The following is a 26,025-nucleotide window of genomic DNA, read 5'->3' on the forward strand; positions in this document are numbered from 1 at the left end:
GGCAGGTCCCGTCAGCGGTGCCCGGACCGGGGGCCGGGCTCCCAGAGCCTGGCGAGGTAGTCGATACCGGCCTTCACGCTCTCGTTCCGGGTCTCGAAGGCGATGATGCCCTTCCAGTCCCGCGCCCGGATGGTGTCCGTGATCGCCCGCATCGACAGGGTGCCCTCGTCGAGGGCGAGATGCGCGTCCTGGTCCCCGCTGTTGTTGCTCAGCGACAGGGCCGCTATCGACGACGCGAACTGCTCGAACGCCGGCACCGCGAGCGACTGGTTGACGTTCGCATGGCCGACATCCAGGATGAATCTGATCCCGGGAATCGCGGCGAGGGCCGCGGCGAAATCGGACTCCCTGGTGAAGACGTACGAGAACGGACGGTATTTCGGGTAGTAGGAGAGGTTCTCCAGCCAGACCGTGACGCCGCGTTCGCCCGCTTCCCGGACGACCACGGAAAGCAGGGAGAGGAACCGCTCCAGTGCGGCATCGCGCTGTGCCTTCGTCGGCCGGGGCTCGACGAAGGCGCCCCCGTGCACGATCAGCGCGGTGGCCTCCAGGCGCGCCGCCAGGTCGATCTCGCGTCGCAGGTACTGCAGGCTCGCCGCCTGGATCTCCGGGATCTCCGAGGCCAGCGGTGCCCGGAAGTTTCCGTGCAGGAGGGGCGCGAGCCCGTGCTCCGCGGCGGCCGCCACCAGGTTCCGGGCACGGCTCTCGGACCAGTTGTGCGGCATGTCCGACAGCAGACTCGCATCGATGTACCAGTGGCTGCACCCCTCCTCGTGTGCCGCCGTCAGTCCGTCCTCGGCGGCCAGGTAGCGCTGGACGGCGACGCCGGCGACAAAGGGCAGGGACCGCGTTTCATGCGAGCTTTTCACATTGCACCCACCTCGGGAGAATCTGGCTTTTCTTGCGGGGCCACCCATTTCACATGCCCGGCCACCAACAAATGCGGCAGGAATGGGGAAAAACCGTGCCAGCAGTCTAAGCACGCCGATCGCCGGGGAGGCGGCACAACCAGCGGCAGATGAGGGGAAGTTCACCGCACCGCACCGCCCCGCCCCGCCACCGCCGGGCCACCGGGCCGGCCCCAACGGGCCGCCCGCCACCGACCGGTAGCCACCCGGACGATCAACTCCCAAGCCACCAAAGGAAAATACGTCGCTCACTCCCGCCACGACGGGCTACGGTGTAGCCTCCGACCACCAGGTGATCTCCGGTCTTCGCACACGGACGACACACGGCGGGGGGCCGCCGAACCACTCAAACGGGGGAGGGGTATTGGTTCCGCACGACGACGGGTTCATCGAGCACGGCCACAGCCCGGCCGGCCCGACGGCAGACCGCGGCCTGCGCCTGCGCCTGCGCAGAGCGACGGCGGTCCGAAGAACGAGAGCGGCCCGGGCCTGCGCCCCGCGCGCGTGAGCGACCGCCGCGAACCCCCACCGGGCCGGCCCCAACACCCCCTCCCGGCCCCGGGATCCCGCTCGGCGCAGACCTCCCGCTCCCCCGTACCGACACGGCGCGGTGCCTCCCCGACCGGGAGCCCGCGCTCCGCCCGGGGCACACCGGCCCCAGCGGCCTCCCCACCTCCTGCACCCGGCGTTGGCACGTCAGGCGCCACCCGGCCGTCATCCACGACCATGACGGCCGGCCGACCAGAGAAGGACCCCCTGATGGAGCGATCGCGATCCGGCGTCGGTGGTGAGGACTTCGGACAACAGCTCCGGAAGTACCGTCAACGCTCCCGGCTCACCCAGACCGCGCTGTCCAACCTCTCCGCCGTCAGCGTGCGCGCCCTGCGCAATCTGGAGCAGAGTCAGGTGGCACTGCCACGCCCGGACACCGTGCGTCTGCTGGCGGACGCTCTGCGGCTGACCGCCCAGGAGCGCGTCTCGTTCGAGCTGGCGGCCGGCTGCGAAGCGGGCGAAGCGCTGTTCGAGGCGCTCGTCATGCCGGCCATCGCCAACGCGCGGCCGCTCCACGGGCGGGAGTGGGAGGTGAACACGATCGTCCGGCGGGTGCTGAGCGAGCACGAGCGCATCACCGCCGTGACCGGCTTCGGCGGCGTCGGCAAGACGCACCTGGCCGTGGCCGCGGCCCAGGCCCTCCACGCGCAGGCGGCCATGCCCACCGTCTGGGTGCCCCTGCGGCAGACGCCCGGCGGCCTCTCCGCGGGGGCGGCGACCCACCGCCGGGCCGGCAGTCCGCACCGGGCCCGGTCCCTCCGGGTGGAAGGGATGCTGACACGCGACGGCGAGAACCTCGACCAGCTCGTCCGGCTGGTCGAGGACCGGTCCGTCCTGCTGGTCCTCGACGGGAACGACGTGGGCCAGGTCCCGCGCGACACCCTGCGGACGCTGATGTGCGAATGTCCGAGACTGCAGATCCTGGAGACCGCGCGGACCCCGCAGGGATCGCCCGAGGAGTACCAGCTCGCACTGCGCCCGCTCACCCTCGCGGCGGCCACCGCACGCCCGGAGGAGATCACCACCGCGCCGGCCATGGCGCTGCTGCTCGAACTGATCACCGATCTCCAGCCCGGCTTCGACCCCGACACCACCACCCTGCGGATGCTCACCGAGATCTGCCACCGGCTGGACGGCCTGCCGAGAGCCCTGGAGGCGGCCGCCTCCTGGTTCACGATCGTCTCGGCGGACGAACTCCTCGGCATGGCCCGCAACGAGCCGCTGCTGCTCGCCACGCATCCCGGGGACCGCGCCGACGCGGTGGCGATGGTGCGGGACGCCGTGCTGGCGCAGCCGCTGCCCTACCGCAACCTCCTCACCCGCCTCTCGAACCGGCCCTGCCCGTGGACGGTCGAGACGGTGGTCGCGTACCTCGGCATGCCACGGGCACAGGCCGCACGCGCGGTCTACGCTCTGCTGCAGTGCGGGCTCATCACCAGAGTGACGTCACCCGTCGAACAGCGGGTGGGCTTCACCGTGCTCAACGCCGTCCGGGCCTATCTGCGGAGCATGCACGAAACCGCCGGCCAGGCCACGGCGGGGCAGCGCAGATGGCCCCGGTCCAAGGACTGCTCGACGGCGAAAGCCCTGCCGCGGCTCCCGGACCGGCAGTTGAGCGGCAGTTCACCCGCGCCCGTCGAGGACCGACCCAGACAGCTGGCACTGTAGACCGCGAGCCCGGACAGGTGCCACCCGAACAAGGCAGGACGAATCAGTGACCCAGCCGGCAACACCGCAGGCCGTCATGGCAAGGCCGAAGGACTCGCTCTGGCGGAACAAGAACTTCATGCTGCTGTGGTTCGGGCAGGGAGCGGGAACACTCGGTCCACGGATCGCGATCATCGCCCTGCCTCTCCTGGCGCTCGACGTCCTGCATGCCAGCACCTTCCAGGTCTCCCTGCTGACGTCGCTGAGCTGGCTTCCCTTCGCGCTGTTCTCGTTGCCGGCCGGCGTGATCGCGGAGCGGCTGGACCAGCGGAAGATCATGATCTTCTGCGATGTCGCCCGCATGCTGCTGATCCTCTCGGTCCCCCTGGTCGCCCTGGCCGACCGGCTGAGCCTGTTCTACCTGTACGCCGTCACCAGCGTGTCCGGCGTGCTGACCGTCCTGTTCACGGTCGCCTACCGCACCCAGCTGCCGAAACTGGTGAAGAGCACCCAACTGGTCGACGGCAACGGCAAGCTCGGCATGTGCGAGTCCCTCGCGGAGCTGATCGGGCCCGGCCTGGGCGGCACGCTGGTCGGGCTGGTCGGCGCCTCGCGCACGCTGTTCGCCAACGTCCTGACGTACGCCCTCAGCGCCCTGACCCTGGGCATGATCCGCGTCCCGAAGTCCGCGTCCGACGCACCGGGCGGTTCGAACCGCGTGTCCTTCAAGTCGGCCATGGGCGAGGGGCTCACGTTCGTCCGCCGGGAGCCCGTCCTCCGCAGGCTGCTGATCTGCACCAGTGTGACCAACTTCTTCGTGACGGCGACGTACTCGATCGCGGTCACCTTCATGCTGCGCGGCCTGGACGCGTCCCCGGCCGCCGTCGGTCTGGTGTTCACCCTGGGTTCCGTCGGCGGCCTGCTCACCGGCGCCTTCGCCCGGCAGATCTCCGACCGGGTGGGCTCCGCGCGCATCATCTGGGTCGCCATGCTGGTACCCGGCCCGCTGTACCTGCTGATGCCGCTGGCGATGGCGGGCTGGGGCATCGTGCTGTACGCCGTCGGCCTGGCCGCCCTGTCGGCCAACTCCACCCTGTTCAACACCGCGTCGATCTCCTACCGGCAACTGGTCTGCCCGCCCGACCTGCTGAGCCGGGTGAGCGCGGTCTACCTCTGGATCGCCTACGGTGTCATCCCGCTCGGCTCCCTGTTCGGCGGGGCGCTCGGCGCCTCGATCGGGCTCCGGCCGACCCTGCTGGTCTGTGTTCTGGGGATGTGGAGCGCCTCGCTGTTCGTGGTGTTCTCACCCCTTCGCACCATGCGTGACGTGCCGGTTCCCGTCACCGCGCTCAGCTAGCCACCGATCCTTCGGCCACGCTCCCGCCGCCGTTCCCCGTGGCATGACGCAGGCCGACTACCGAAGGGACATGACGGGCATGGCGGAACCGCCGAAGGACCTCGTCCGCACACCGCCGGCCGACTTCCCCGCGGCCGACTCCCCCGCGGCCGGACCGGTCGACCCGGCGGACCCGGCCGACATCCTGCTGGCCGTGTTCAAGGAGCATCTCGCCGTCGAGCAGATCGACCGGGACAGCAGGTTCTACGCGCTCGGCGGGGACTCGCTGATCGCGGTGCGTGTGGTCAACGCCGCGCGCGCCCGGGGAATCCCGGTCTCGCTACGGAATCTGATGGTCCATCAGACCGTTCGGGGCGTGATCGGCTCGCCCGCCGTGGTCGAGGCGCTGGCCGCCGGCGGCGGCGCCGACCGGAGCACCGCGGCGGAGACCGCCTTCTCCCTCCTCGACCCGGCGGACCGCTCCCTGGTCCCGGCGGGCGTGGTGGACGCCCTGCCCGCCTCGGCCCTCCAGGTCGGCATGCTCTATCTCTGCGAGACCAGCCAGGATCCGCTGCTCTACCACATCATGCACGGCTGGGAGGTGTGCGCGCCCTTCGACGAGAGCTGCTTCCGGACCGCCCTCGCGGAGCTCGGCCGCCGCCACCCGGCCCTGCGGACCTCCTTCGACCTCGGCGAACTCTCGGAACCGGCACAGCTGGTGTGGGAGCGGGCCGAACCGGCCCTGAGCGTCGACCGGGCCGCGGACGCCGGGAAGGCCGAGGCCCTGGTCCGCGACTGGCGTGACCGCCGGGCCGACACACCGCTCGACTGGCAGTCCCCGCCGCTGTTCCACTGCCAGGTGGTGGCCCTGCCGGCGTCCTTTCACGTCGCGCTCGCGGCACACCACGCCATTCTGGACGGCTGGAGTTTCAGCCGGCTGGCCGTGGAACTGATGACCCTCTACCACCTCGGGCTCGGCGGTCAGGGCGTCGAACTGCCCGGGCTCGCACCGGACGTGCAGCGCGACTTCATCGCCGCCGAGCGCGCGACGGCGGGCTCGGCGGCGGCGGCCGACCACTGGTTCGGACAGGCGAACGTTCCCGCGCTGCTGTTCGGCGCGGCGGCCTCCGGCCGGGTCCCCGATCCGCGGGAGCGCTGCGAGACCGCCCTCGCCCCGGAGCTCGTGGGCGCCCTGTCCGCCGTGGCCCGGATGCTCGGCGTCCCGGTGAAGTCCGTCGCGCTCGCCGCCCACGCCCGGGCCCTGGGGAGCTGGACCGGACGCGAGCACGACGTCGTCACCGGTGTCGTGTTCAACACCCGCCCGGAGAGCGCCGGTTCGGATCTGGCGGCCGGGCTCTTCCTCAACACCCTGCCGATCCGCTTCACGACGGTGGACGACACCTGGACGGGTCTCATCAGGGCGGCGGCCACCGCCGAGCGGGAGAGCGCCCCGTACCAGGCCTACCCCCAGGCCAGAGTCGTGGAGCGGCTCGGCCGCCCGGCCTTCGACGTCACCTTCAACTTCATGAACTTCCACGCCTACCAGGAGCTCGACCGCCTGGCGTCGCTGCCCACCCGCGGCTGGTGGCGCCGGGGCAAGCCCAGCTTCCCGTTCCACGTCAATGTCGAGATCACCGGCACCGACGGCCAGATACGGATCGGCTTCGACCCGGCCTTCGTGCCGCGGACCGCCGCGGAGGCCTACGCGGACCTCCTGCGGCAGTCACTGTCCGCGCTGGTGGCGAACCCGGTCAGCCCGGCCGCCCCGCCCGGGCCACCCAGGCCATCGGCGCCATCAGCGCCGTCTGCACCGCCCGCACCGAACGATCGGGGGATATGAGCGATGGCCGACGCCTCTCGGACCCGCTTCGCCGTGCTGTACGACGCGGGCGCGGTTCCCGCCGGGGAGATCGGTGCGGGCCTGGCCGACCTGGGCGACATCGTCTTCCTGGTGCCGCCGGAGTCCGCGCACGTGGACCAGCTCCGGCCGGTGATGGACCTGCTGGGCGAGGTCCGCACGCTCACCGGGGACACCGCGGCGGACACGGAGCTCGTACGGGAGATCGCTCCGGACGCGATCCTCACCTTCTGCGAGGAGATGATCCGCCCGGCCGCCGAACTCGCCGCCGCCGTAGGGCTTCCCGGTCAGTCGGTACGGACCGCCCGGCTCTTCACCGACAAGGGCGGGCAACGCCGCGCCCTGAGGGAAGCGGGCGTCGACACCACACGCACCCACGTGGTGGAGGACCTCGCGGACTGGCCCACCGCCCTCGGGGCGGTGGGCCTGCCCGCGATCGTCAAACCGGTGACCGGTTCGCGGAGCCGGGACGCCTACGCCATGTGGTCACCGCAGGACGCCCGCACCGTCCGGTCCCGGCTCGCGGACCTCGCCGCCGGCGGGTCGTGGTCCCCCTTCATCATCGAGGAGTTCCTCCCGGGCCGGCCCAGCGAGCCGTTCGGCGACTACGTGTCGGTCGAGAGCGTCTGCACCTCCTCGGGCATCACCCACCTGGTCCTCACCGGCAAGACCCCGGTCATGCCACCGTTCCGGGGGACGGGGCGGATCTGGCCCAGCCACCTGCCGGGCACCGAGGAACAGGAGATCTTCGACCTCGTCACCCGGGCACTGGAGGCCGTGGGATCCGACTTCGGCTTCGCCCACACCGAGCTGAAGCTCACCCCCGAGGGGCCGCGCATCATCGAGCTCAACGGGCGGATCTCCGGCCATGTGAACATGATGGCCCGCGAGTCCTGCGGGCTGGATCTGGTGCGCGTCGGGGCGCTGCTGGCACTCGGCGAGAAGCCCTGGCTGCCGACCTTCGACTTCGGCGGCAGGGTCCACTTCCAGTACAACAACCTCGCACCGCTGCTCCCCTGCCGGCTGGACGCCGTCCACGGAGCCGAGACCGTCCGGGGGCTGCGGGGGGTGACCGCCTACCGCAACTTCGTCCGTCCGGGCGACCGACTGCCCGGCGGCTCGGCGACGCTGACCCTGGACACCATCTCGGGTGTGGGCGACAGCCATGCGGCGGTGGCGCGCACCATCGACGAAGCCCGCTCGGCGCTCACCTTCGAGTTCCGCTTCGCGGACGGCGTCCGCCGGATCAACGGCCTGGACCTGCCGCGACATTGAGACGGGCCGGGCACCGGGCGCTACTCCACGGTCACGCTCTTCGCCAGGTTGCGCGGCTTGTCGACGTCCCGCTTCAGCGCCACCGCCGCGTGGTACGCGAGCAGTTGGAGCGGGATGTTGAGGAGCAGCGGGTCGAGCTCGGGCTCGCTCCTGGGGACGAGGATGCAGTGGTCGGCGAGCTTCGCCTCGGGCCTGCGGTGGGCGACGGCCAGCACCCGGCCGGAGCGGGCCTTGATCTCACCGAGCGTGGTGAGGTTCTTGTCGAGCAGCTCGTCGTCGGGCACCAGGGCGACGGTCGGCAGCGCGGAGCTGATCAGGGCGAGCGGGCCGTGCTTCAACTCGCTCGCGGGGTACGCCTCGGCGTGGACGTAGGAGATCTCCTTGAGCTTCTGCGCGCCCTCCCGCGCGACGGGGTAGCCGCGGACCCGGCCGATGAACATCATGCCCTCGGACCGCGCGTACTCGGCGGCGAGTTCGGCGATGGCGTCGTTCTGCGTGAGGATCTCCCGGATCTGCCCGGGCAGCGCCTTCAGACCGGCCACGATGCGGCGGCCGTCGGCGGGCGAGAGGTCGTGGATGCGCCCGAAGTGCAGGGCGAGCAGCGCGAAGGCGACCACCGTCGAGGTGAAGGCCTTGGTCGAGGCGACCGAGATCTCCGGGCCCGCGTGCAGGTAGATGCCGCCGTCGCACTCGCGCGCGATGGCGCTGCCGACGGTGTTGACGACGCCCAGCACCCGGCCGCCCTTGCGCTTGATCTCCTGGACGGCGGCCAGCGTGTCGTAGGTCTCGCCGGACTGGCTGACCGCGACGTACAGGGTGTCCGCCTCGATCACCGGGTTGCGGTAGCGGAACTCGGAGGCGGGCTCGCTGTGCGCGGGGATCCGGGCCAGCTCCTCGATCAGCTGGGCGCCCATCTCACCGGCGTAGTAGGCGGAACCGCAGCCGAGGATCTTGACCCGGCGGATCTCGCGCAGCTCGCGGGCGTCCAGGTTGAGGCCGCCGAGGTGGGCGGTGGCGAACCGCTCGTCGAGCCGGCCGCCGAGGGTGCGCTCGACCGAGCCGGGCTGCTCGTGGATCTCCTTGAGCAGGAAGTGCTCGTAGCCGCCGGTGTCGTAGGAGTCGGTCTCCCAGTCCACGGTGGACGGCTGGCGGTGCGTGGTGCGGGCGTCCTCGGTGAAGGTGCGGAAGCCGTCGGCGCGGACGGTGGCCAGCTCGCCGTCCTCCAGGTGGACGACCTGCCGGGTGTAGCGGACCAGCGCCGAGACGTCGGAGGCGGCGAACATCTCCTTCTCGCCGATGCCGAGGACGATCGGGCTGCCGTTGCGGGCGACCACGATGCGGTCGGGCTGGGCGGCGTCGAGCACGGCGATGCCGTAGGTGCCGACCACCCTGCCGAGCGCGGCGCGCACCGCGTCCTCCAGCTCGGCCCCGGCCGCGGCGTGGGCGGCGATCAGGTGGGCGAGCACCTCGGAGTCGGTCTCGGAACGGAAGACGGCGCCGTCGGCGGTGAGCCTGGCGCGCAGCTCGTCGGCGTTCTCGATGATGCCGTTGTGGACGACGGCGATCCGGTCGGCGTTGTCCAGGTGCGGGTGGGCGTTGGCGTCGCTGGGTTCGCCGTGGGTGGCCCAGCGGGTGTGGCCGATCCCGGTGGTGCCCTTGAACCGGGCGGGCACGGCGGCGGCGAGGTCGGCGACCCGGCCCTTGGTCTTGCGGACCTTCAGGCCGCCGGTGCGGCCGGTGACGGCGACGCCGGCCGAGTCGTAGCCGCGGTACTCCAGCCGGGCCAGCCCCTCCAGCAGAAAGGGGGTCGCGTCCTTGGGGCCGATGTAGGCCACGATTCCGCACATCTGGGTGGACTCCTTCACGAGGCGGGAAGAGGCGGGGGAAGCGGGCGGCCGGCGGTCAGCCGTAGACCATCCGGCGCAGCTGGCGGGCCGAGAGCCCGGGCGCGGCGACCCGCCTGGCGGGCAGTTCCTCGGCCAGCCGGGCGAAGATCCGCTCGTTGGTCAGGCCGCGCGCCTGCAGCTCACCGTGGCGGCGCCGGACGTACTCCTCGGTCGTCTCGGAGAAGTACGCCAGGACCTCCGCCACGACCCGCGCCGCCTCCCTGGGCCCGAGCGGGCTGGTCCGGGTGAGGTGGGCGAGCAGGTCTTCGTGAGGGTGCGGTGAGCTGGACACGAGCCAGGAGCCTAGGCCGCGCCCGGCGGCGAAACCAAAGATCTTGCCCGAATCCGGGCAGATCTCGGGGCTTTCGGCTCAATCGGGACCCGGAGTCGGTTCACCCCCTTCTCGCCCCACCCTTGTAGCGACCCCCGGTGGCGACGTAGCGTGATTCTCCGCATACGGATCGCAGACGCGTATCGGGAGACCGGAGGCTTGCAGATGTGCGGGATCACCGGATGGGTCGCCTTCGACCGCGACCTCACCGCCGAACGTCCGGTACTGGACGCGATGACGGCCACCCAGTTCTGCCGCGGCCCGGACGCCGGCGGAGTCCACCTGGAGCGGCACGCCGCACTGGGCCACCGCCGCCTCGCGGTGATCGACATCGAGGGCGGCACCCAGCCGATGACGGTCGAGCACGACGGCCGGGCCCTGGCCGTGCTCACCTACAGCGGCGAGGTCTACAACCACCGCGAGCTGCGCGCGGAGCTGGAGGCGACCGGGCACCGCTTCCACACCCGCAGCGACACCGAGGTCGTGCTGCACGCCTACCTCGAATGGGGCGAGGGCCTGGCCGAGCGGCTGAACGGCATGTTCGCCTTCGCCGTCTGGGACACCCGCAGCGAGGAGCTGCTGCTGGTCCGCGACCGGATGGGCATCAAGCCGCTGCACTACTGCCCCACCCCGGACGGCGTGATCTTCGGTTCCGAGGCCAAGGCCGTGCTCGCCCACCCGGCGGTCCGGCCGGTGGTGGACCTCGACGGCCTGCGCGAACTGCTCGCCGTCACCAGGACCCCGGGGCGGACGATCTACCGGGGCATCGCCGAGGTCCGGCCGGGCCATGTGGTCCGGATCCGCCGCACCGGGATCTCCGTCCGCCGCTACTGGGCCCTGGAGGCCCGCGAGCACACCCACAACCTGGAGACCACCGTCGCGACCGTCCGCGCCCTGCTGGACGACATCGTGCACCGCCAGCTGGAGGCGGACGTACCGCTCTGCTCGCTGCTCTCCGGCGGCCTCGACTCCAGCACCGTCACCGCGCTGGCCGCCAGGGCGCTGCGCGAGGCCGGCGCCGGCCCGGTGCGCTCCTTCGCGGTGGACTTCGTCGGCCAGACCGAGCACTTCCAGGCCGACGAGACCCGCCCGACCCCGGACCGGCCGTACGCCCGGCTGCTGGCCGACCACGTCGGCGCCGACCACAGCGTCATCGAACTGGACAGCGCCGCGCTCACCGACCCGGCGCAGCGGGCCACCGTGCTGCGCGCCCGGGACGCGCCGGGCGGCTTCGGCGACATGGACACCTCCCTGCTGCTGCTCTTCCGCAGCGTGCGCCGGAAGTCGACGGTGGCGCTCTCCGGGGAGTCCGCCGACGAGCTGTTCGGCGGCTACCGCTGGTTCCACGACCCGGGGATCGTCGCCGCCGACGACTTCCCCTGGGCGGCCGCGGCGGTCCAGCTCGGCGGCAGGGGCGCCAGGCCGCGCGAACAGCTGCTGGACGGCGGTCTGCTCGACAGGCTCGATCTGGACGGCTACCGGCGGGCCCGCTACCGCGAGGCGCTGGCCGAGGTCCCGCACCTGCCCGGCGCCGACCCGGTCGAGCGGCGGATGCGGGAGATCTCCTACCTCCACCTCACCCGCTTCGTCTGCATCCTGCTGGACCGCAAGGACCGGATGAGCATGGCCAACGGCCTTGAGGTGCGGGTGCCGTTCTGCGACCACCGGCTGGTGCAGTACGTCTTCAACACCCCCTGGGCGATGAAGACCTTCGACGGCCGGGAGAAGAGCCTGCTGCGTGCCGCCGTCCGGGACGTGCTGCCGCAGGAGGTCGCCGACCGGGTGAAGAGCCCGTACCCGGCCGTGCAGGACCCGCACTACCCGGCGATGCTCCGTGACGAACTGGCCGAGCTCGCCACCGACCCGGCCGCCCCCGTGCTCGCCCTGCTGGACCGGCGGCGGCTCGCCGACGCGCTCGCCCCGGACACCGACCCGCAGACCGTCCGGCTCGGCGTCGATCTGGCGCTGGACCTCAACGCCTGGCTGACGCGGTACCAGGTCTCCCTGGAGCTCTGACCGTTCCCCCGTACGGCGCGGCGGCCCCGCGCCATCCCGCTGCGCCGTACGGGTGGTGACCCCGGGCCATCCCGCGTCGTTGGGCAGGTGGGACGTGCGATAGCGTCGCCGACACCTCCCGAATGGCGGTCGAAAACGCGGAATCCCACCCCCCGTGCCGTCAGGATGGGAAGCGAACCGTCCGCCTCGATCCGCCGGGGGATCTCCGTCATGCAACCGCGAGCATTCGCGATTCTCACCGCTCTTCTGCTGGGGGTCCTGGGCCTGGGATCGGTGGCCGTCACCGACTGGACGCCCGCGCCCGCCGCCGCGGTGGGCGCCCCGGCCGCAGCGGGTGCGGCCGACGCCACCGGCCCGGCGGGCGTCGCGAGCGCCACCCCGACCGGCGACCCGGCGGTGTGGACCCGCTCGACGCTGCGCAACAAACTGATGACCGAGATGCAGGCCACCGACCCCGGGGTCGCGCTGGCCGACCTCGACCGGATCACCAAGCAGCTGCCGTACACCGTCCGGTTCTGCCACCCGATCGCCCACGAGCTCGGGCACGAGGCGGTGAAGCGGTTCAACGCGGACTTCCAGAAGGTCATCTCCTTCCCGCACGAGACCTGCGCGGCCGGCTATCTGCACGGCGCGGTCGAGGAGATGCTGAACGCCTCCCCGCAGCCCGAGGTGGACCTGCTGAAGCTCTGCGCGCCGACCAACATCGGGCCGTGCATCCACGGCGTCGGCCACGGCACCATGTTCGTCGCCAAGCAGGACGTGGCGGCCGCCCGGGCGCTGTGCGACAAGTTCCCCTCCGACCAGAACAAGATCCGGTGCTCGGAGGGGCTGTTCATGCAGCTCTTCGGCCCGGACGAGGAGGACGAGAAGGCGAAGGCCAACCTGCCCGCCGACAAGCTCGCCCAGGACCCGCTGTACCCGTGCAAGGACCAGCCGTCGCTGTTCCAGTCCGCCTGCTTCTTCTACGCGCCGACGTTCTACCTCTCGTCGCACGACTACCCGAACCACCCCGAGGTGTACGCCGACGCGCTGAAGTGGTGTCTGAGCGGCAAGGGCGCCGGCGGGGCCGTGGACTGCAGCCGGGGTGTCGGTTCGCGCACCATGAAGTACAACCTGGACCGCGAGGACTGGGCCGCCCAGCAGTGCGCGACGGCCGCCGACGGCTGGCAGCGCAAGGCCTGCGCCGAGGGCCTGGTCAGCTACTACACGGTCAACTACACCGACGGCGGCGCGGCCGGCCGGCTCTGCGCCAAGCTCACCGACAAGGAGATGCAGGGCTACTGCCGCTCGGCGAGCGGGCTCTCCGCCTCGCTCGACTGACGCCCTCCCCGACCGTTCCCCCCGGGGCCCGCGCCGCACGGCGCGGGCCCCTTCCGTAGGATCGGGCCTGATCACAGGTGCGCCGAGGACGCCGCGCCCCAGGCCCCCACCCGCTGGAGCAGCCCTCATGGACGGACCCGAGGACTTCCGCGCCGCCGCGCACGCCACCGCCGAGCTGGTCTCCGACTACCTCGCCGGGCTGCCCGACCGCCCGGTCTGGCAGCCGATGGACGACACCGCCCGGCAGGCCCTGCTGGACGCGCCGCTGCCCGAGGACGGCCGCCCGCTCGCCGAGCTCCTGGCCGTCATCGGCCAGGACGTCCTGCCGTACCCGATGGGCAACGGCAACCCGCGCTTCTTCGGCTGGGTGAACTCCGCCCCCGCCCCCGCCGGGGTGCTCGCCACCCTGGCCGCCGCCGCGATGAACCCCAGCTCGGCCGGCGGCGACCACGCCGACGTCCATCTGGAGCGCGCCGTGGTGCGCTGGATCGCCGAGCTGGTCGGTTTCCCGCACCCGGCCGGCGGCGGGCTGCTCACCTCCGGCACCTCGATGGCGACCATCGTCTGTCTGGCCGCCGCCCGCGACCGCGCCGCCCGGCAGGCCGGGTGGAACGTCCGGGAGGACGGCCTGGCGGGCCTGCCGCCGCTGGTCGGCTACGTCACCGGGGAGACCCACTCCTGTGTGCGCAAGGCCGCCGAGCTGCTGGGCCTGGGCAGCAGGCAGTTGCGCACCGTCGCCACCGACCCGGACGGGCGGCTCGACCTCGCCGATCTGCGGGCGGCGATCGAGCGGGACCGGGCCGCCGGGCTGCTGCCGTTCCTGGTGGTCGCCTCGGCCGGCACGGTCGGCACCGGCGCCGTGGACGCCTTCGGCCCGATCGCCGACCTCTGCGCCGAACAGCGCCTCTGGCTGCACGTGGACGGCGCGTACGGGGCGTTCGGCGTGCTGGACCCGGTGATCGCCCACCGCTACGCCGGGCTGGAGCGCGCCGACTCGCTCGCCCTCGACCCGCACAAGTGGCTGGGCGTGCCGGTGGACTGCGGTTGCGCGCTGGTCCGCGACACCGAGGAACTGCGTGGCACCTTCAGCCTGGTGCCGTCCTATCTGCGCGACGAGGCGGCCGGCGCGCTCGGCTGGTTCTCCGAGTACGGCACCGAGCAGACCCGCCCGTTCCGCGCGCTCAAGGTGTGGGCCACCATCGCGCACCGGGGCCGGGCAGGGCTCGCCCAGGACATCGCCCGGTGCACCGAACTGGCCCGCCACCTCGGTGAACTCATCGAGGCCGACGAGGAGTTGGAGCTGCTGGCACCGGTGCAGACCTCGATCACGGCGTTCCGCCACCGGGCCGCCGGACTGGACGAGGCCGCCCTGGACGCGCTCAACCGGGAGCTCCCGGTGGCGGTGCAGCGGCGCGGGCGGGTCTTTGTCACCGGCGCCCGGCTGGCCGGCCGGGAGATGCTGCGCGCCTGCCTGCTCAACGCCGCGACCACCGAGGCGGATCTGGAGCTGCTGCTGGCCGAGGTGAAGGCGGCGGCGGCCGAACTCCTCGGGCGAACGGCCCGGTGACCGCGGCCCGCCACCGAGGCCCGGAGACATTTACCGACAGGTCACGGGGGATTCGTGATCGCGAAACACCGAGGCGGCAGATTGATGCCATGGAGCACCCGGAGAAGCTGACGACGACCGAACAGACCGGACAGGCAGGACAGGCCGGGCAGACCGGGCGGACCGGGACCCCGCCGCCGGCCCCCTCCCGTGCCCGGCGGCGCGGCGCCAGAGGCCACCGCTGGCGCCGCGACTCCGTGGAACTCGCCGCGGTCTTCCTCTCGGTGACCACCGCCGACCTGGTCGCCAAGATCGTCGTGGACGGTCCGGACGGCCCGGTGGTGCTCGCCGCCTCGGCCGCCGCCCTGCTCGCCACGGCGCTCTTCCACACCTGGTGGTCACAGCGCCACCAGCTGCACGGGCCACCGGGCCCGGACGATCCGGCGCCCTCCGCCACGCCCGGACCGCAGGGCCCCCTGGACGAGTTCGAGCCGACCGCGCTCTGGCGGGTGCGCACCACCGTGCCGGACTCCCCCGGCAGCCTGGCCCGGGTCTGCACGGCCTTCGCCGAGCGGCAGGTGAACATCGTCTCGATGCAGTCGCACCCGCTGCCCAGCGGCGCCGTGGACGAGTTCTTCGTCCGCGCGCCGCGCTCGCTCACCCGGGCCGGCCTGGCCGCACTGGTGGCGACCGCGGGCGGCCACGACATCTGGACCGACCCGGCCGACGCACACGATCTGGTGGACGTTCCCACGCATGTCCTGGCACTCGCCACCCGCACCGCGCTGGACGCCGCCGAGCTGCCGGTCGCGCTGCGGCAGTTGTTCGGGCAGTGCGCCATCCGGCAGTACCCGGGCGCGGGCGGGCGGTCCGGCGCCGGGGTGGACGGGCATGTGATGCGGCTGCCCGTGCCGTCCGGGGACCTGATCGAGCTCACCCGCCCGCACCTGCCGTTCACCCCGACCGAGTTCGCCCGCGCCCAGGCCCTGGTGGAGCTGGACACCCTGCTCGGCCCCCGGGTGCCGGACGTCCGGGCCCGGCTGACACTGCCGGCCGGGGCGGACCTGACCGTGCGGCGGGCGGACACCGGCGACAAGGAGGCGGCGCTGGCCATGCACCACCGCTGCTCCCCCGACACCCTGCGCAAGCGCTACCACGGCCCGGTCCGGGACGCCGACCGCTACCTGGACCACCTGCTGGACGCCCGGCACGGCCAGACGCTCGCGGTGGAGACCTCCGACGGGCGGATCGTCGCCCTCGGGCACCTGATGTGGGACGACGACGGCGCCGAGGTCGCGGTACTGGTCGAGGACGCCTGGCAGCGGCGCGGGCTCGGGCTCGACCTGATGCGGCGGATGGCGGCGCTGGCCCTGGAGGCCGGGGTGGAGACGGTGTACGCGGTCACCCAGTCCTCCAACACCGGTCTGATCACCACCATGCGCAAGCTCGCCGCGCCGCTGGACTACCAGGTCGAGGAGGGCACCCTGGTGATCACCGCGCACCTGGCGGAGGCCACCGAGGAGCTCCCCGTCCCCTGGCCCACCCGGCCGGGCGGGTAGCACCCGCCCCCGGATCTTCACCACACCCTCACCCGGGCCGGACGGCGACCTCGCCGCCCGGCCCGCGGCACTCCCCCGCCGGGAACCGGCCCGGCTCCGGGAGCGTCCCCACGGACGAACGGCCCGTTTGCCCACCACCCGTCCTGACGTGGCGTCAGGTGGCCCGCCACCCGGCCGTCGCGGCCGTCGCAGCTGGCCGCACGGGGTCCGGAGGGCCGATCCGGGCGGCGGAGTCGGTAGGCTGGCCCCGTCCCCGCCGTCCGACGGCCTGTTATCCGGTCCCGGGCGGTGCCGCAGCAAGGAGGAACCACTGAGCATGGCAGGCACCGAATCGGAGCCCACAGGCGCACGCGACGCCTCGCTGCCGGCCCGCGCCAAGATCGCGGTCACGGCCGGCCGGGTGGCCGCCGTCCTCTCGCAGAAGGCGGGCCGCGGCAGCGGCTCGGTGATCGGCGGCAAGATCGCCCTGAGGCTCGACCCCGATCTGCTCGCCACCCTCGCCGACCACCTGGACGTGGTGCTGGTCAGCGCCACCAACGGGAAGACGACGACGACCCGACTGATCGCCGAGGCGCTGCGCGCCGCCGGCCCGGTGGTCTCCAACGCCCTGGGCGCCAACATGCCGGCCGGCATCACCTCCGCCCTGGCCGGCGGCTCGGACGCCCGCTTCGGCGTCATCGAGGTGGACGAGAAGTACCTGGCCGGGGTCGCCCGCGACACCCGTCCCAAGGCGATCGCCCTGCTCAACCTCTCCCGCGACCAGCTCGACCGCGCCGCCGAGACCCGGATGATGGCCGAGAAGTGGCGCGAGGGCCTCCAGGACACCGAGGCCGTGGTGATCGCCAACGCGGACGACCCGCTGGTGACCTGGGCCGCCTCCTCCTGCAAGAAGGTCGTCTGGGTGGCCGCCGGGCAGGCGTGGAAGGAGGACGCCTGGTCCTGCCCCGCCTGCGGCGGTGTGATGCAGCGCCCCGGCGACGACTGGTTCTGCCAGGAGTGCGGCTTCCGGCGTCCCAACCCGCACTGGGCGCTCCAGGGCACCCACGTCATCGACCCCCAGCGCGGCGCCTGGCCGATCCAGCTCCAGCTGCCCGGCCGGGCCAACCTGGCCAACGCCACCAGCTCCGCCGCCGTCGCGGCCGTCTTCGGCGTCTCCCCGCAGGTGGCGCTCGAGCGCATGCGGTCGGTGACGGCCGTGGCCGGCCGCTACGACGTGGTCCAGTACCAGGGCCGCGACATCCGTCTGCTGCTGGCGAAGAACCCGGCCGGCTGGCTGGAGACCTTCTCGCTGATCGACGGCCCGCCGGCGCCGGTCATCCTCTCCGTCAACGCGCTCGACGCCGACGGCACCGACACCTCCTGGCTCTGGGACGTCGACTACGAGCGCCTCGCCGGGCACCCGGTGTTCGTGATGGGCCAGCGCAAGCTGGACCTCGCGGTCCGCCTGGAGGTCGCCGGGCTGCAGTTCCACGTAGTGGACTCGCTGGAGCAGGCCGTCCGGATGGCCCCGCCCGGCCGGATCGAGGCGATCGCCAACTACACCGCCTTCCAGCAGCTGCGGAAGGCCGTGGCCGGCTGATGCCGGCCCAGCAGCCCCATCGAGTGATCGTGACGGAAGGCCTTCGAGGATGAGTGAGAGCAGCCTGCGCGTGGTCTGGGTCTACCCGGACCTGCTCAGCACCTACGGCGACCGGGGCAACGCCCTGGTCGTGGAGCGCCGGGCCCGCCAGCGCCATCTCAATGTGACCAGGATCGACGTCCGCTCCGACCAGGCGGTGCCCACCAGCGGGGACATCTACCTGATCGGCGGCGGCGAGGACCGCCCGCAGCGACTGGCCGCCGAGCGGCTGCGCAACGACAGCGGGCTGGTCCGGGCGGCCGAGAACGGCGCGATCATCTTCGGCGTCTGCGCCGGCTTCCAGATCCTCGGCCACGAGTTCATCAACGACCTCGGCGCGCGCGAGCCGGGTCTCGGCCTGCTCGATGTCTGGACCACCCGCGGCGAGGGCGCCCGCTGCGTCGGCGACGTGCTCGCCGACGTCGACCCGCGCCTCGGTCTGCCGCAGCTGACCGGCTTCGAGAACCACCAGGGCATCACCCACCTCGGCCAGGGCGCCAAGCCGCTGGCCACCGTCACCGTCGGCCAGGGCAACGGCACCGGTGACGGCACCGAGGGCGCCTGGCGGGACACCGTGCTCGGCACCTACCTGCACGGCCCGGTGCTGGCCCGCAACCCCGCCCTGGCGGACCTGCTGCTCAAGCTGGCGCTGGACGTGAACGCCCTGCCGCCGGCCGACACCACCTGGTACGACGCGTTGCGCGCCGAGCGCATCGCGGCCACGTCGCGCCCCGCCTAGTCACTCCGTCCGCCCCGTCCCGGGTGCCCGCGATGCGGTCACCCGGTTCGCGGGCGGGTCCGGACGTACGACAATGGGGCTGCCAGCTGCACACCCTCCTCGGCAGCAGGCTGCACTTCCCCGCGGGGGCGCCGACGGCGCCGCTCCCGCGTCGGCTCCTGCCCGGCCGGACGCAGGGGCCGTATGCTCGACTTCACGGCCGTTTTCGGACGTTCTGTCCGGATCGACCGGTCCTTCACCCCTCGGTCATCTCCCCGCCATCTCGGCGTGGGGTCCGACCACTACGGTGACGGTCGTCGTCCCAGCCTGGTAGTCCGGCCGTTCCTCGGTTCTGCTCGGGAGTTGCAAAGCAATGCGTATTGGAGTGCTGACCAGCGGCGGTGACTGCCCCGGCCTGAACGCGGTGATCCGCTCCGTGGTTCACCGGGGGGTGGTCGACCACGGCGACGAGATCATCGGGTTCGAGGACGGCTGGCGCGGTTTCCTGGAGGGCGTCCACCGACCCCTGACCCTGGACTCGGTAAGCGGCATCCTGGCCCAGGGCGGCACCATCCTCGGCTCCTCCCGGGTGCAGCCGAGCCACCTGCGCGACGGCGTCGAACGGGCCAAGCGGTACTGCGCGGACCTCGGCCTCGACGCGGTGATCCCGATCGGCGGCGAGGGGACGCTCAAGGCCGCCAAGCTGATGAGCGACGCCGGCCTGCCGATCGTCGGCGTGCCGAAGACCATCGACAACGACATCGCCTGCACCGATGTCACCTTCGGCTTCGACACCGCCGTCTCGGTCGCCACCGAGGCCCTGGACCGGCTGAAGACCACCGCCGAGTCGCACCAGCGTGTGATGGTCGTCGAGGTCATGGGCCGGCACACCGGCTGGATCGCGCTCAACGCGGGCATGGCGGCCGGCGCCCACGCGATCGTCGTCCCGGAGCGCCCGTTCCACATCGACAAGCTCACCGCCGTCGTCCGCGAGCGCTTCGACCGGCAGAAGAAGTTCGCGATCGTGGTCTGCGCCGAGGGCGCCAAGCCCGAGCCCGGCACCATGCACTGGGAGGAGGGCACCAAGGACATCTACGGCCACGAGCGGTTCACCGGCATCGCCACCCAGCTCTCCCGCGAGCTGGAGCACCGGCTCGGCAAGGAGGCCCGCCCGGTGATCCTCGGCCACACCCAGCGCGGCGGCACCCCGACCGCGTACGACCGGGTGCTGGCCACCCGCTTCGGCTGGCACGCCATCGAGGCCGTCCACAAGGGCGCCTTCGGCCACATCACCGCTCTGCAGGGCACCAACATCAACCTGGTGCCGCTGGGCGAGGCCGTCGCCGAGCTGAAGACCGTCCCGCAGGAGCGTTACCTGGAGGCGGAGACGGTCATCTGACCGGCCCCCGACCTTCTTGCACCCGGCCCCCTGGCACCGCGCACCGTGCACCGCGCCAGGGGGCCGACGCGTACCGCCCGGGGCAGCGCGCCGCGCTGCCGGCCGACCTGCACGCCCGGTCAGCGTGACCGGGGTGCCCGCCGGCACCCCACTCACGACCGGAAGGGACCAACCGATGGAGATCCTCGCCTACGGTGTACAGGCCGACGAGCGGCCGCTGCTGGAGAAGGCCTTCGCCGGCCGCCACGGCCTCCGCTGCCTGGACGTCTTCCTCAACCGCGACACCGCCCCACTGGCCGCCGGCTACCCGGCCGTCAGCAGCAGCGTCAACGCCGTCCTGGACGCCGAGACGCTCACCGTCCTCGCCGCCGGCGGCACCCGGCTGATCGCCCAGCGCTCCACCGGCTTCAACAACATCGACCTGGACGCCGCCGCCGAACTGGGCCTCACCGTCGCCCGGGTCTCCTACTACAGCCCGTACGCGGTCGCCGAACACGCTTGGGCCCTCGCCCTGGCCGTCAACCGCCGACTCACCCGCGCCGCCAACCGCACCCGCGAGTTCGACTTCCGCCTCGACGGCCTGCTCGGCCGGGACATCCACGGCATGACCGTCGGTGTGATCGGCACCGGCAAGATCGGCGAATGCTTCACCCGGATCGCCGCCGGCTTCGGCACCGAACTCCTCGGCTGGGACATCGCCCCCAACCCCGCCTGCCTGGAACTCGGCATGACCTACACCGAACTGGACGACCTGCTCACCCGCGCCGACCTGATCAGCCTGCACGTCCCCCTGCTGCCCGCCACCCGCCACCTGATCGACGCCGCCGCCCTCACCCGGATGAAGGACGACGCCATCCTCGTCAACTCCAGCCGCGGCGGCCTCGTCGACAGCGCCGCCCTGGTCGAAACCCTCCGGGCCGGCCGCCTCTCCGGCGTCGGCCTCGACGTCTACGAGGAGGAGACCGGCGTCTTCTTCACCGACCGCTCCATCCACGGCATCACCGACGACGTCCTCGCCCGCCTCGTCACCTTCCCCCAAGTCCTCGTCACCAGCCACCAGGCCTACTTCACCCACACCGCCGTCGGCCAGATCATCGACGCCACCGCCCGCAACATCGACGACTACGAAGCCGGCCGCCGCAACGAGAACACCCTCGTCCCCACCGCGAACGCCTGACCCGCCAACAGTCAGACGCCGAGAACCCGGCACAGACAGCGCGCGTCGCCCCCGGAGTCCCGGCCCTGCCCACGACAAGATCATCAGGCTTCACCCCGCCGGACCGGAAGGTCCAGCGTGAACTGCGCGACCAGAAAGGTGCCGCCGATGCGCGTGGAGATACTGCTCGTCCCGGACTGCCCGAACGGGCCGGTGCTCAAGGAACGGCTGGCGCTCGCCCTGGCCGGCCGCAGCGACGTGGAGGTTGCCGAGCACGTCGTCGAGGACCAGGCGGAGGCCGAACGCCGGGGCATGCACGGCTCGCCGACGCTGCTGGTCGACGGCCGCGACCCGTTCGCCGCTCCCGGCACCGCGGCCAGTGTGTCCTGCCGGCTCTACCGCGGCGCGGACGGCCGGATCGGCGGAGCGCCGTCCGTCGAGCAACTGCGGCAGGTCCTCGGCACCACCGCCACCGCGGGCGCGGACCGGCCGTCAGGCCGGACCGGTGGGGATCCGAGACTTGTCGATTATCGATATGCCCCCTAGCCTGGGCATATCGATAATCGATGGGGAGGCATGCGGTGAACACGCGACTCACGAGGACCCTGGCCTCGGTGACTTTTGTGCTGGCGGTGTTCTGCGGACTCGCCTTCATCGGCAAGGGGGTCACGCACACGCTCGACAACGGGGCGGTCTGCGTACAGACGGACTTCTGGCGCAATGCCTCACTGGCGCCGGACAGCCTGCCGACCGGCAAGGGCCTGGAGGCGTCCAGCAGTGCCACGCGCCTCTGCCAGGACAGTCCCTCCGTGGGTCAGCGCGCCGCCGACCTCGGGGGCGAACTGCCCTGGCTGCTGTTCGGCTCCCTCGCGCTGCTGCTCTTCTCCCGGCTGTTGAAGGCCGTCCTGCTGCAGGGACCGTTCACCGACGCGGTGTCGCAACGGCTCTCCGTTCTCGGCTGGTTCGTCGCCGTTGGTACGCCGCTGGCCGGCCTCGTCGTCGGCTGGTCGCAGTCCTGGCTCGTCGGGAGCATGGCGCCGGTCGTGGGTTCCGGGCCGACGGTCTCCGGGCCGCAGGTGCTCGTCGTCGCCGGCCTCGCCGCAGTGATCATGGGGAAGATCATGCGCGACGGCGTGCGCATGCGAGAGGACCTCGAAGGGACCATCTGATGCCCGAAGAGGAACTCCACACGATCCGGATCCACCTCGACCGGCTCCTCGCCGAGCGCGGCATGACGCTCACCGAACTGTCCGCGCAGGTGGGCATCACCGTCGTCAACCTGTCCGTGCTCAAGAACGGGCGGGCCAAGGCCATCCGTTTCTCGACCCTGTCGAGGATCTGCGACGTCCTCCGGTGTCAGCCAGGAGACCTGATCACCCATGATCCCGCCGAGTCGGCCTAGCCGGTCATCCCCGGCAGGGTCCACCGGGGAGTGGCCAGGCCGTTCCTCCGCGGCAACTCGTCGTCCGTCGTCCTCGTCGTCCTCGTCGGCCGAGGGAGTTGAAGCACACCCGCTCGAACTCCTCCGCATCGGCGAAACCCGCTGCCGCCGGCTGGAAGCCTGAAACCCCACCGGCGAGGTCACCGGTCAGAAGTCGACCGGATCGCGGCTGATCGGGCAGGTCATGCAGTGACCGCCGCCGCGGCCCCGGCCCAGTTCGGCGCCGACGATGGTGATGACCTCGACTCCCGCTTTGCGCAGGAGGGTGTTGGTCTGAGTGTTGCGGTCGTAGGTGACGACCACGCCCGGTTCCAGTGCGACGGCGTTGTTTCCGCTGTCCCACTGCTGACGCTCGGATGCGTAGACGTCGCCGCCGGTCTCGATCACCCGCAGCCCGGACAGCCCGAGTGCCCCGGCGACGACGTCGACGAAGGGGCGGGAGCCCTCGTCGGTGATCTCGACACCGGGGGCGGTGTCGCTGGGCCGCAGGGAGAACGTGTGGACGCCGTCCATGATGTTCGGGTAGAGCGTGACGATGTCGCGGTCGGCGAAGGTGAACACCGTGTCGAGGTGCATGGCGGCGCGGAGCTTGGGCATGCCGGCCACTACCACCTGCTCGGCCGCACCGTTGTTGAACAGTGCGGCCGCGACCTGGGTGATCGCCTGCCGCGAGGTGCGCTCGCTCATGCCCATCAGGACGACGCCGTTGCCGACCGGCATGATGTCGCCGCCTTCGAACGTCGCCTGCCGCCAGTCCTGTTCGGGGTCTCCCCACCACACCGTGGAGCCGGCGTAGTGCGGGTGGAACGTGTAGATGGCCTTCATCAGAAGGGTCTCGTCGTGTCTGGCCGGCCAGTACAGCGGGTTGAGGGTGACACCGCCGTAGATCCAGCAGGTTGTGTCGCGGGTGTAGAGGGTGTTCGGCAGGGGCGGCATGAGGTACTCGCGGATGCCCGTCGACTCACGGGCCAAGGCGATGTAGCCGGGGCGGAAATCGCCGGGGAGGTCGGATACGGCCAGGCCGCCGATCAGGTACCGCGCGAGTTGGCGCGGTTCCAGGGACTCCAGGAAGGCCCGCGTGCCGTCGATGAGTCCGATGCCGACCTCGTTCGCGATGATCTTGCGGTCGAGCAGCCACGACTTCGCTTCGGGGATCGCCATCGTCTGGGCGAGCAGGTCGTGCAGTTCGACGACGTCGATGCCGCGCTCGCGGAGCTTGTTGACGAAGTCGGCGTGGTCGCGCTGGGCGTTCTCCACCCACAGCACGTCGTCGAAGAGCAGTTCGTCGGCGTTGCTCGGAGTGAGCCTGCGGTGCGCGAGTCCGGGCGCGCAGACCAGGACCTTGCGCAGCTTGCCGACCTCGGAGTGGACGCCGTGCGCCGACGTGGCCGTGCTGGTCGGGTGTTCCATGGAGGGGCCTTTCCGTCTGGGGTGTGTCTTGGCGTTCACAGGCTGATCCAGCCGACTGCCAGGGCGATCACGCCGATGACCGCGCCGGCGATCGAGACCGCGAGGATGACGAGTTCCGCGGGCGAGAACAGGCTTCTGCCCTGCTCGCGCCGGGCCATCACGAACAGGATCGTGGCGGGTGCGTAGATGATGAAGGACACCAGGAGGAACTTCGGACCGGCCGCGTAGAGCAGGAACGCCGTGTAAATGGTGGCGAGCGCGCTGACCACCAGGTCGCGGGAGAACCCTTCGCGGCGTTCCGTGCGGGAGTCCGGCTTCAGCACGATCTTGAGCGCGTAGGCCGCCGCGAGGAGGAACGGGATCAGGGACAGCGCGCTGGTCAGATCGAGAGCGAGGTTGAACGCGTCGTCGGAGAACAGGGTGACGATCAGGAAGACCTGGGACAGGGCCGTCGTCATCACCAGCGCCGGAACCGGAACGTCGCCGGCGCTGGAGCCGCGCAGGAACCGTGGCATGTCGTCGTCCTTCGCGGCGACGAACAGGACCTCGGCGGCCATCAGTGTCCAGGCGAGGTAGGCCCCGAGCACGGAGACGATCAGGCCGACGCTGATGAACACCATGCCCCAGGTACCGACCGCCAGCTCCAGTACGCCCGCCATCGAGGGCTGGCGAAGCTGAGCAATCTCGCCCATCGGCGCGATGCCGTAGGACACGATGGTCACCGAGGCGAAGACGGCGAAGACGCTCAGAAAGCCCAGGACCGTAGCGCGCCCGACGTCCTCGCGCCGTTCCGCGTGCCGCGAATAGACGCTGGCACCCTCGACGCCCAGGAACACGAACACCGTGGCCAGCATGGTTCCCCGGACTTGGTGGAACAGGGAGCCCGCGTAGTCGGCGCCCGCGAAGTTCTCGGCGAACACGTGCGGTTTGAGATAGAACAGCGCCAGGACGATGAAGACCACGATCGGGACGACTTTGGCGACGGTCACGATCTTGTTGACCGCCGCCGCCTCCTTGACCCCGCGGCAGATGAGCAGGAAAAAAGCCCACAGGCCGACCGAGGACAGGGCCACGGCAAGCAGTGTGTCTCCGTCGCCGAGCGCCGGCGCGATCGCCCCGATGGTGGACATGATCAAAACCCAGTACGTCACGTTGCCGACGCACGCGCTGGCCCAGTACCCGAATGCTGCGAAGAAGCCGAGGTACTCGCCGAACCCGGCTTTGGCGTAGGCATAGACACCCGCGTCGAGATCGGGTTTGCGAACAGCGAGGGTCTGGAAGACGAAGGCGAGCATCAGCATGCCGGTACCGGCGACCGCCCAGGCGATCAGAGCACCTCCCACCCCGGTCTCCTGGGCGAAACGGCTCGGGAGCGAGAACACGCCGGCGCCCACCATCGAGCCGACGACCATCGCGGTCATGGTCGGCAACGAGAGTTTGGCAGCCGCCGGCGTCTCGGCAGGGGTGTCGGCGTTGGTCATCTCTTCTCTTCCCTACTCTGTGCGGCGTGGCGCAGGCACGGGCCGCCCTGCCGCTGAAGGTCGATCGGGGGCTCTGCCGGGGCCGGTTCGATCCTTCGCGGTCCTGAAACCGGTGATCGCGTCGGACACGCTCAGCGCCGGGCCGGCGCGGCGGAAGACGCGGCACGGCGGCAATGACAGCACCGGCACGCCCGCAACGGCACCCGCGAAGGCACCGCAGGAGCTCCACAGGACGGGCGGGGAGGTCGCCATGACCACGGGGATAACGGCATCCGCCAGGGCCGGCTCGCGCTCAGGATGCCGCATCTCGGTCCCCGCATCTCCTGCCACGCCACCCGGCCCAGGCCCGTCCCGCGTGTCCCGGTCCCGGTCCCGGTCCCGCACGCTACCGACCGGCTGACCTGAATGCCCGCAATGACTGACGATGAGTCAATTGTGTCGGGTGAAAGACATGGCCCTCCAGGCGTGGCGAAGGGCGGACACGGCTGTTCTCGGACCTCGGGGCGGAGGCGGAGGCGGCGATCGGGGCGGAGGCGGCGCGGCTGGCGGGCTGGCTCGGCGAGGTGCG

The 26,025-nt window shown here is 71.7% G+C and carries 20 protein-coding genes; 15 read left to right on the top strand and 5 right to left on the bottom strand.

The genetic code is table 11. The annotated features are described in order from the left end of the window. Positions 1 to 11 precede the first annotated feature (11 nt). Positions 12 to 869, bottom strand: coding sequence for a sugar phosphate isomerase/epimerase family protein (locus tag AB0P06_RS17470; protein ID WP_363608163.1), 858 nt, complete (start codon positions 867 to 869; stop codon positions 12 to 14). A 798-nt stretch (positions 870 to 1,667) separates the two neighbouring features. Here AB0P06_RS17470 and AB0P06_RS17475 point away from each other — a divergent pair. The 4 genes from AB0P06_RS17475 to AB0P06_RS17490 all read left to right on the top strand — a co-directional run bounded on the left by AB0P06_RS17475 (position 1,668) and on the right by AB0P06_RS17490 (position 7,576). Further along, positions 1,668 to 3,128 (top strand): helix-turn-helix domain-containing protein, encoded by a 1,461-nt coding sequence (locus AB0P06_RS17475; protein ID WP_363608164.1) that lies wholly within the window; start codon positions 1,668 to 1,670, stop codon positions 3,126 to 3,128. 76 nt (positions 3,129 to 3,204) lie between these two features. Next, a complete protein-coding gene (locus AB0P06_RS17480; RefSeq protein WP_363608165.1) occupies positions 3,205 to 4,464 on the top strand; it encodes an MFS transporter in 1,260 nt (419 codons plus the stop codon). A gap of 70 nt (positions 4,465 to 4,534) precedes the next feature. After that, positions 4,535 to 6,283, top strand: a complete 1,749-nt coding sequence (locus AB0P06_RS17485; protein WP_363608166.1) for a condensation domain-containing protein — start codon at positions 4,535 to 4,537, stop codon at positions 6,281 to 6,283. Between the two features lie 3 nt (positions 6,284 to 6,286). Then, complete coding sequence (locus tag AB0P06_RS17490) at positions 6,287 to 7,576, top strand: hypothetical protein (protein WP_363608167.1); 1,290 nt, start codon at positions 6,287 to 6,289, stop codon at positions 7,574 to 7,576. A gap of 20 nt (positions 7,577 to 7,596) precedes the next feature. Here AB0P06_RS17490 and glmS read toward each other — a convergent pair whose 3' ends face one another. Together glmS and AB0P06_RS17500 are read right to left on the bottom strand one after the other, a co-directional pair. Next, complete coding sequence (glmS, locus tag AB0P06_RS17495) at positions 7,597 to 9,423, bottom strand: glutamine--fructose-6-phosphate transaminase (isomerizing) (protein ID WP_363608168.1); 1,827 nt, start codon at positions 9,421 to 9,423, stop codon at positions 7,597 to 7,599. Between the two features lie 55 nt (positions 9,424 to 9,478). After that, a complete protein-coding gene (locus tag AB0P06_RS17500; protein WP_363608169.1) occupies positions 9,479 to 9,754 on the bottom strand; it encodes a hypothetical protein in 276 nt (91 codons plus the stop codon). A 204-nt stretch (positions 9,755 to 9,958) separates the two neighbouring features. Between AB0P06_RS17500 and asnB the strand changes: the two genes are divergently transcribed. From asnB to AB0P06_RS17555, 11 genes are all read left to right on the top strand, one after another. Further along, the gene (gene asnB, locus AB0P06_RS17505; RefSeq protein WP_363608170.1) at positions 9,959 to 11,809 is read left to right on the top strand and encodes an asparagine synthase (glutamine-hydrolyzing); all 1,851 of its coding nucleotides are present in this window, start codon (positions 9,959 to 9,961) and stop codon (positions 11,807 to 11,809) included. A gap of 210 nt (positions 11,810 to 12,019) precedes the next feature. Beyond that, positions 12,020 to 13,129, top strand: coding sequence for a hypothetical protein (locus AB0P06_RS17510; RefSeq protein WP_363608171.1), 1,110 nt, complete (start codon positions 12,020 to 12,022; stop codon positions 13,127 to 13,129). A 127-nt stretch (positions 13,130 to 13,256) separates the two neighbouring features. Beyond that, positions 13,257 to 14,696, top strand: a complete 1,440-nt coding sequence (locus AB0P06_RS17515) for a pyridoxal-dependent decarboxylase (protein WP_363608172.1) — start codon at positions 13,257 to 13,259, stop codon at positions 14,694 to 14,696. Between the two features lie 89 nt (positions 14,697 to 14,785). Then, positions 14,786 to 16,234 (top strand): GNAT family N-acetyltransferase, encoded by a 1,449-nt coding sequence (locus AB0P06_RS17520; RefSeq protein WP_363608173.1) that lies wholly within the window; start codon positions 14,786 to 14,788, stop codon positions 16,232 to 16,234. 316 nt (positions 16,235 to 16,550) lie between these two features. Then, a complete protein-coding gene (locus AB0P06_RS17525) occupies positions 16,551 to 17,813 on the top strand; it encodes a MurT ligase domain-containing protein (RefSeq protein ID WP_363608174.1) in 1,263 nt (420 codons plus the stop codon). A gap of 49 nt (positions 17,814 to 17,862) precedes the next feature. Then, complete coding sequence (locus AB0P06_RS17530) at positions 17,863 to 18,591, top strand: glutamine amidotransferase (protein WP_363608175.1); 729 nt, start codon at positions 17,863 to 17,865, stop codon at positions 18,589 to 18,591. Between the two features lie 352 nt (positions 18,592 to 18,943). Then, the gene (locus AB0P06_RS17535) at positions 18,944 to 19,969 is read left to right on the top strand and encodes a 6-phosphofructokinase (protein ID WP_363608176.1); all 1,026 of its coding nucleotides are present in this window, start codon (positions 18,944 to 18,946) and stop codon (positions 19,967 to 19,969) included. A 175-nt stretch (positions 19,970 to 20,144) separates the two neighbouring features. Continuing rightward, positions 20,145 to 21,146 carry a 2-hydroxyacid dehydrogenase gene (locus AB0P06_RS17540; protein WP_363608177.1) on the top strand — a complete coding sequence of 334 codons (1,002 nt, stop codon included), beginning with the start codon at positions 20,145 to 20,147 and terminating at the stop codon, positions 21,144 to 21,146. A 147-nt stretch (positions 21,147 to 21,293) separates the two neighbouring features. Next, complete coding sequence (locus tag AB0P06_RS17545) at positions 21,294 to 21,671, top strand: hypothetical protein (protein ID WP_363608178.1); 378 nt, start codon at positions 21,294 to 21,296, stop codon at positions 21,669 to 21,671. 35 nt (positions 21,672 to 21,706) lie between these two features. Beyond that, positions 21,707 to 22,294, top strand: coding sequence for a DUF2975 domain-containing protein (locus AB0P06_RS17550; RefSeq protein ID WP_363608179.1), 588 nt, complete (start codon positions 21,707 to 21,709; stop codon positions 22,292 to 22,294). Then, the gene (locus AB0P06_RS17555) at positions 22,294 to 22,527 is read left to right on the top strand and encodes a helix-turn-helix transcriptional regulator (RefSeq protein ID WP_363608180.1); all 234 of its coding nucleotides are present in this window, start codon (positions 22,294 to 22,296) and stop codon (positions 22,525 to 22,527) included. The genes AB0P06_RS17550 and AB0P06_RS17555 overlap by 1 nt, the downstream gene beginning before the upstream one ends. 186 nt (positions 22,528 to 22,713) lie before the next feature. On the opposite strand, the gene arcA is transcribed toward AB0P06_RS17555, so the two are convergent. Continuing rightward, entirely contained in the window at positions 22,714 to 23,976 is a 1,263-nt protein-coding gene (gene arcA, locus AB0P06_RS17560; protein WP_363608181.1) for an arginine deiminase, read from the bottom strand. 35 nt (positions 23,977 to 24,011) lie between these two features. Next, positions 24,012 to 25,457 (bottom strand): basic amino acid/polyamine antiporter, encoded by a 1,446-nt coding sequence (locus AB0P06_RS17565; protein ID WP_363608182.1) that lies wholly within the window; start codon positions 25,455 to 25,457, stop codon positions 24,012 to 24,014. Positions 25,458 to 26,025: the final 568 nt, after the last annotated feature.

The sequence above is a fragment of the Kitasatospora sp. NPDC088351 genome (assembly GCF_040685575.1).
Lineage (GTDB): Bacteria > Actinomycetota > Actinomycetes > Streptomycetales > Streptomycetaceae > Kitasatospora.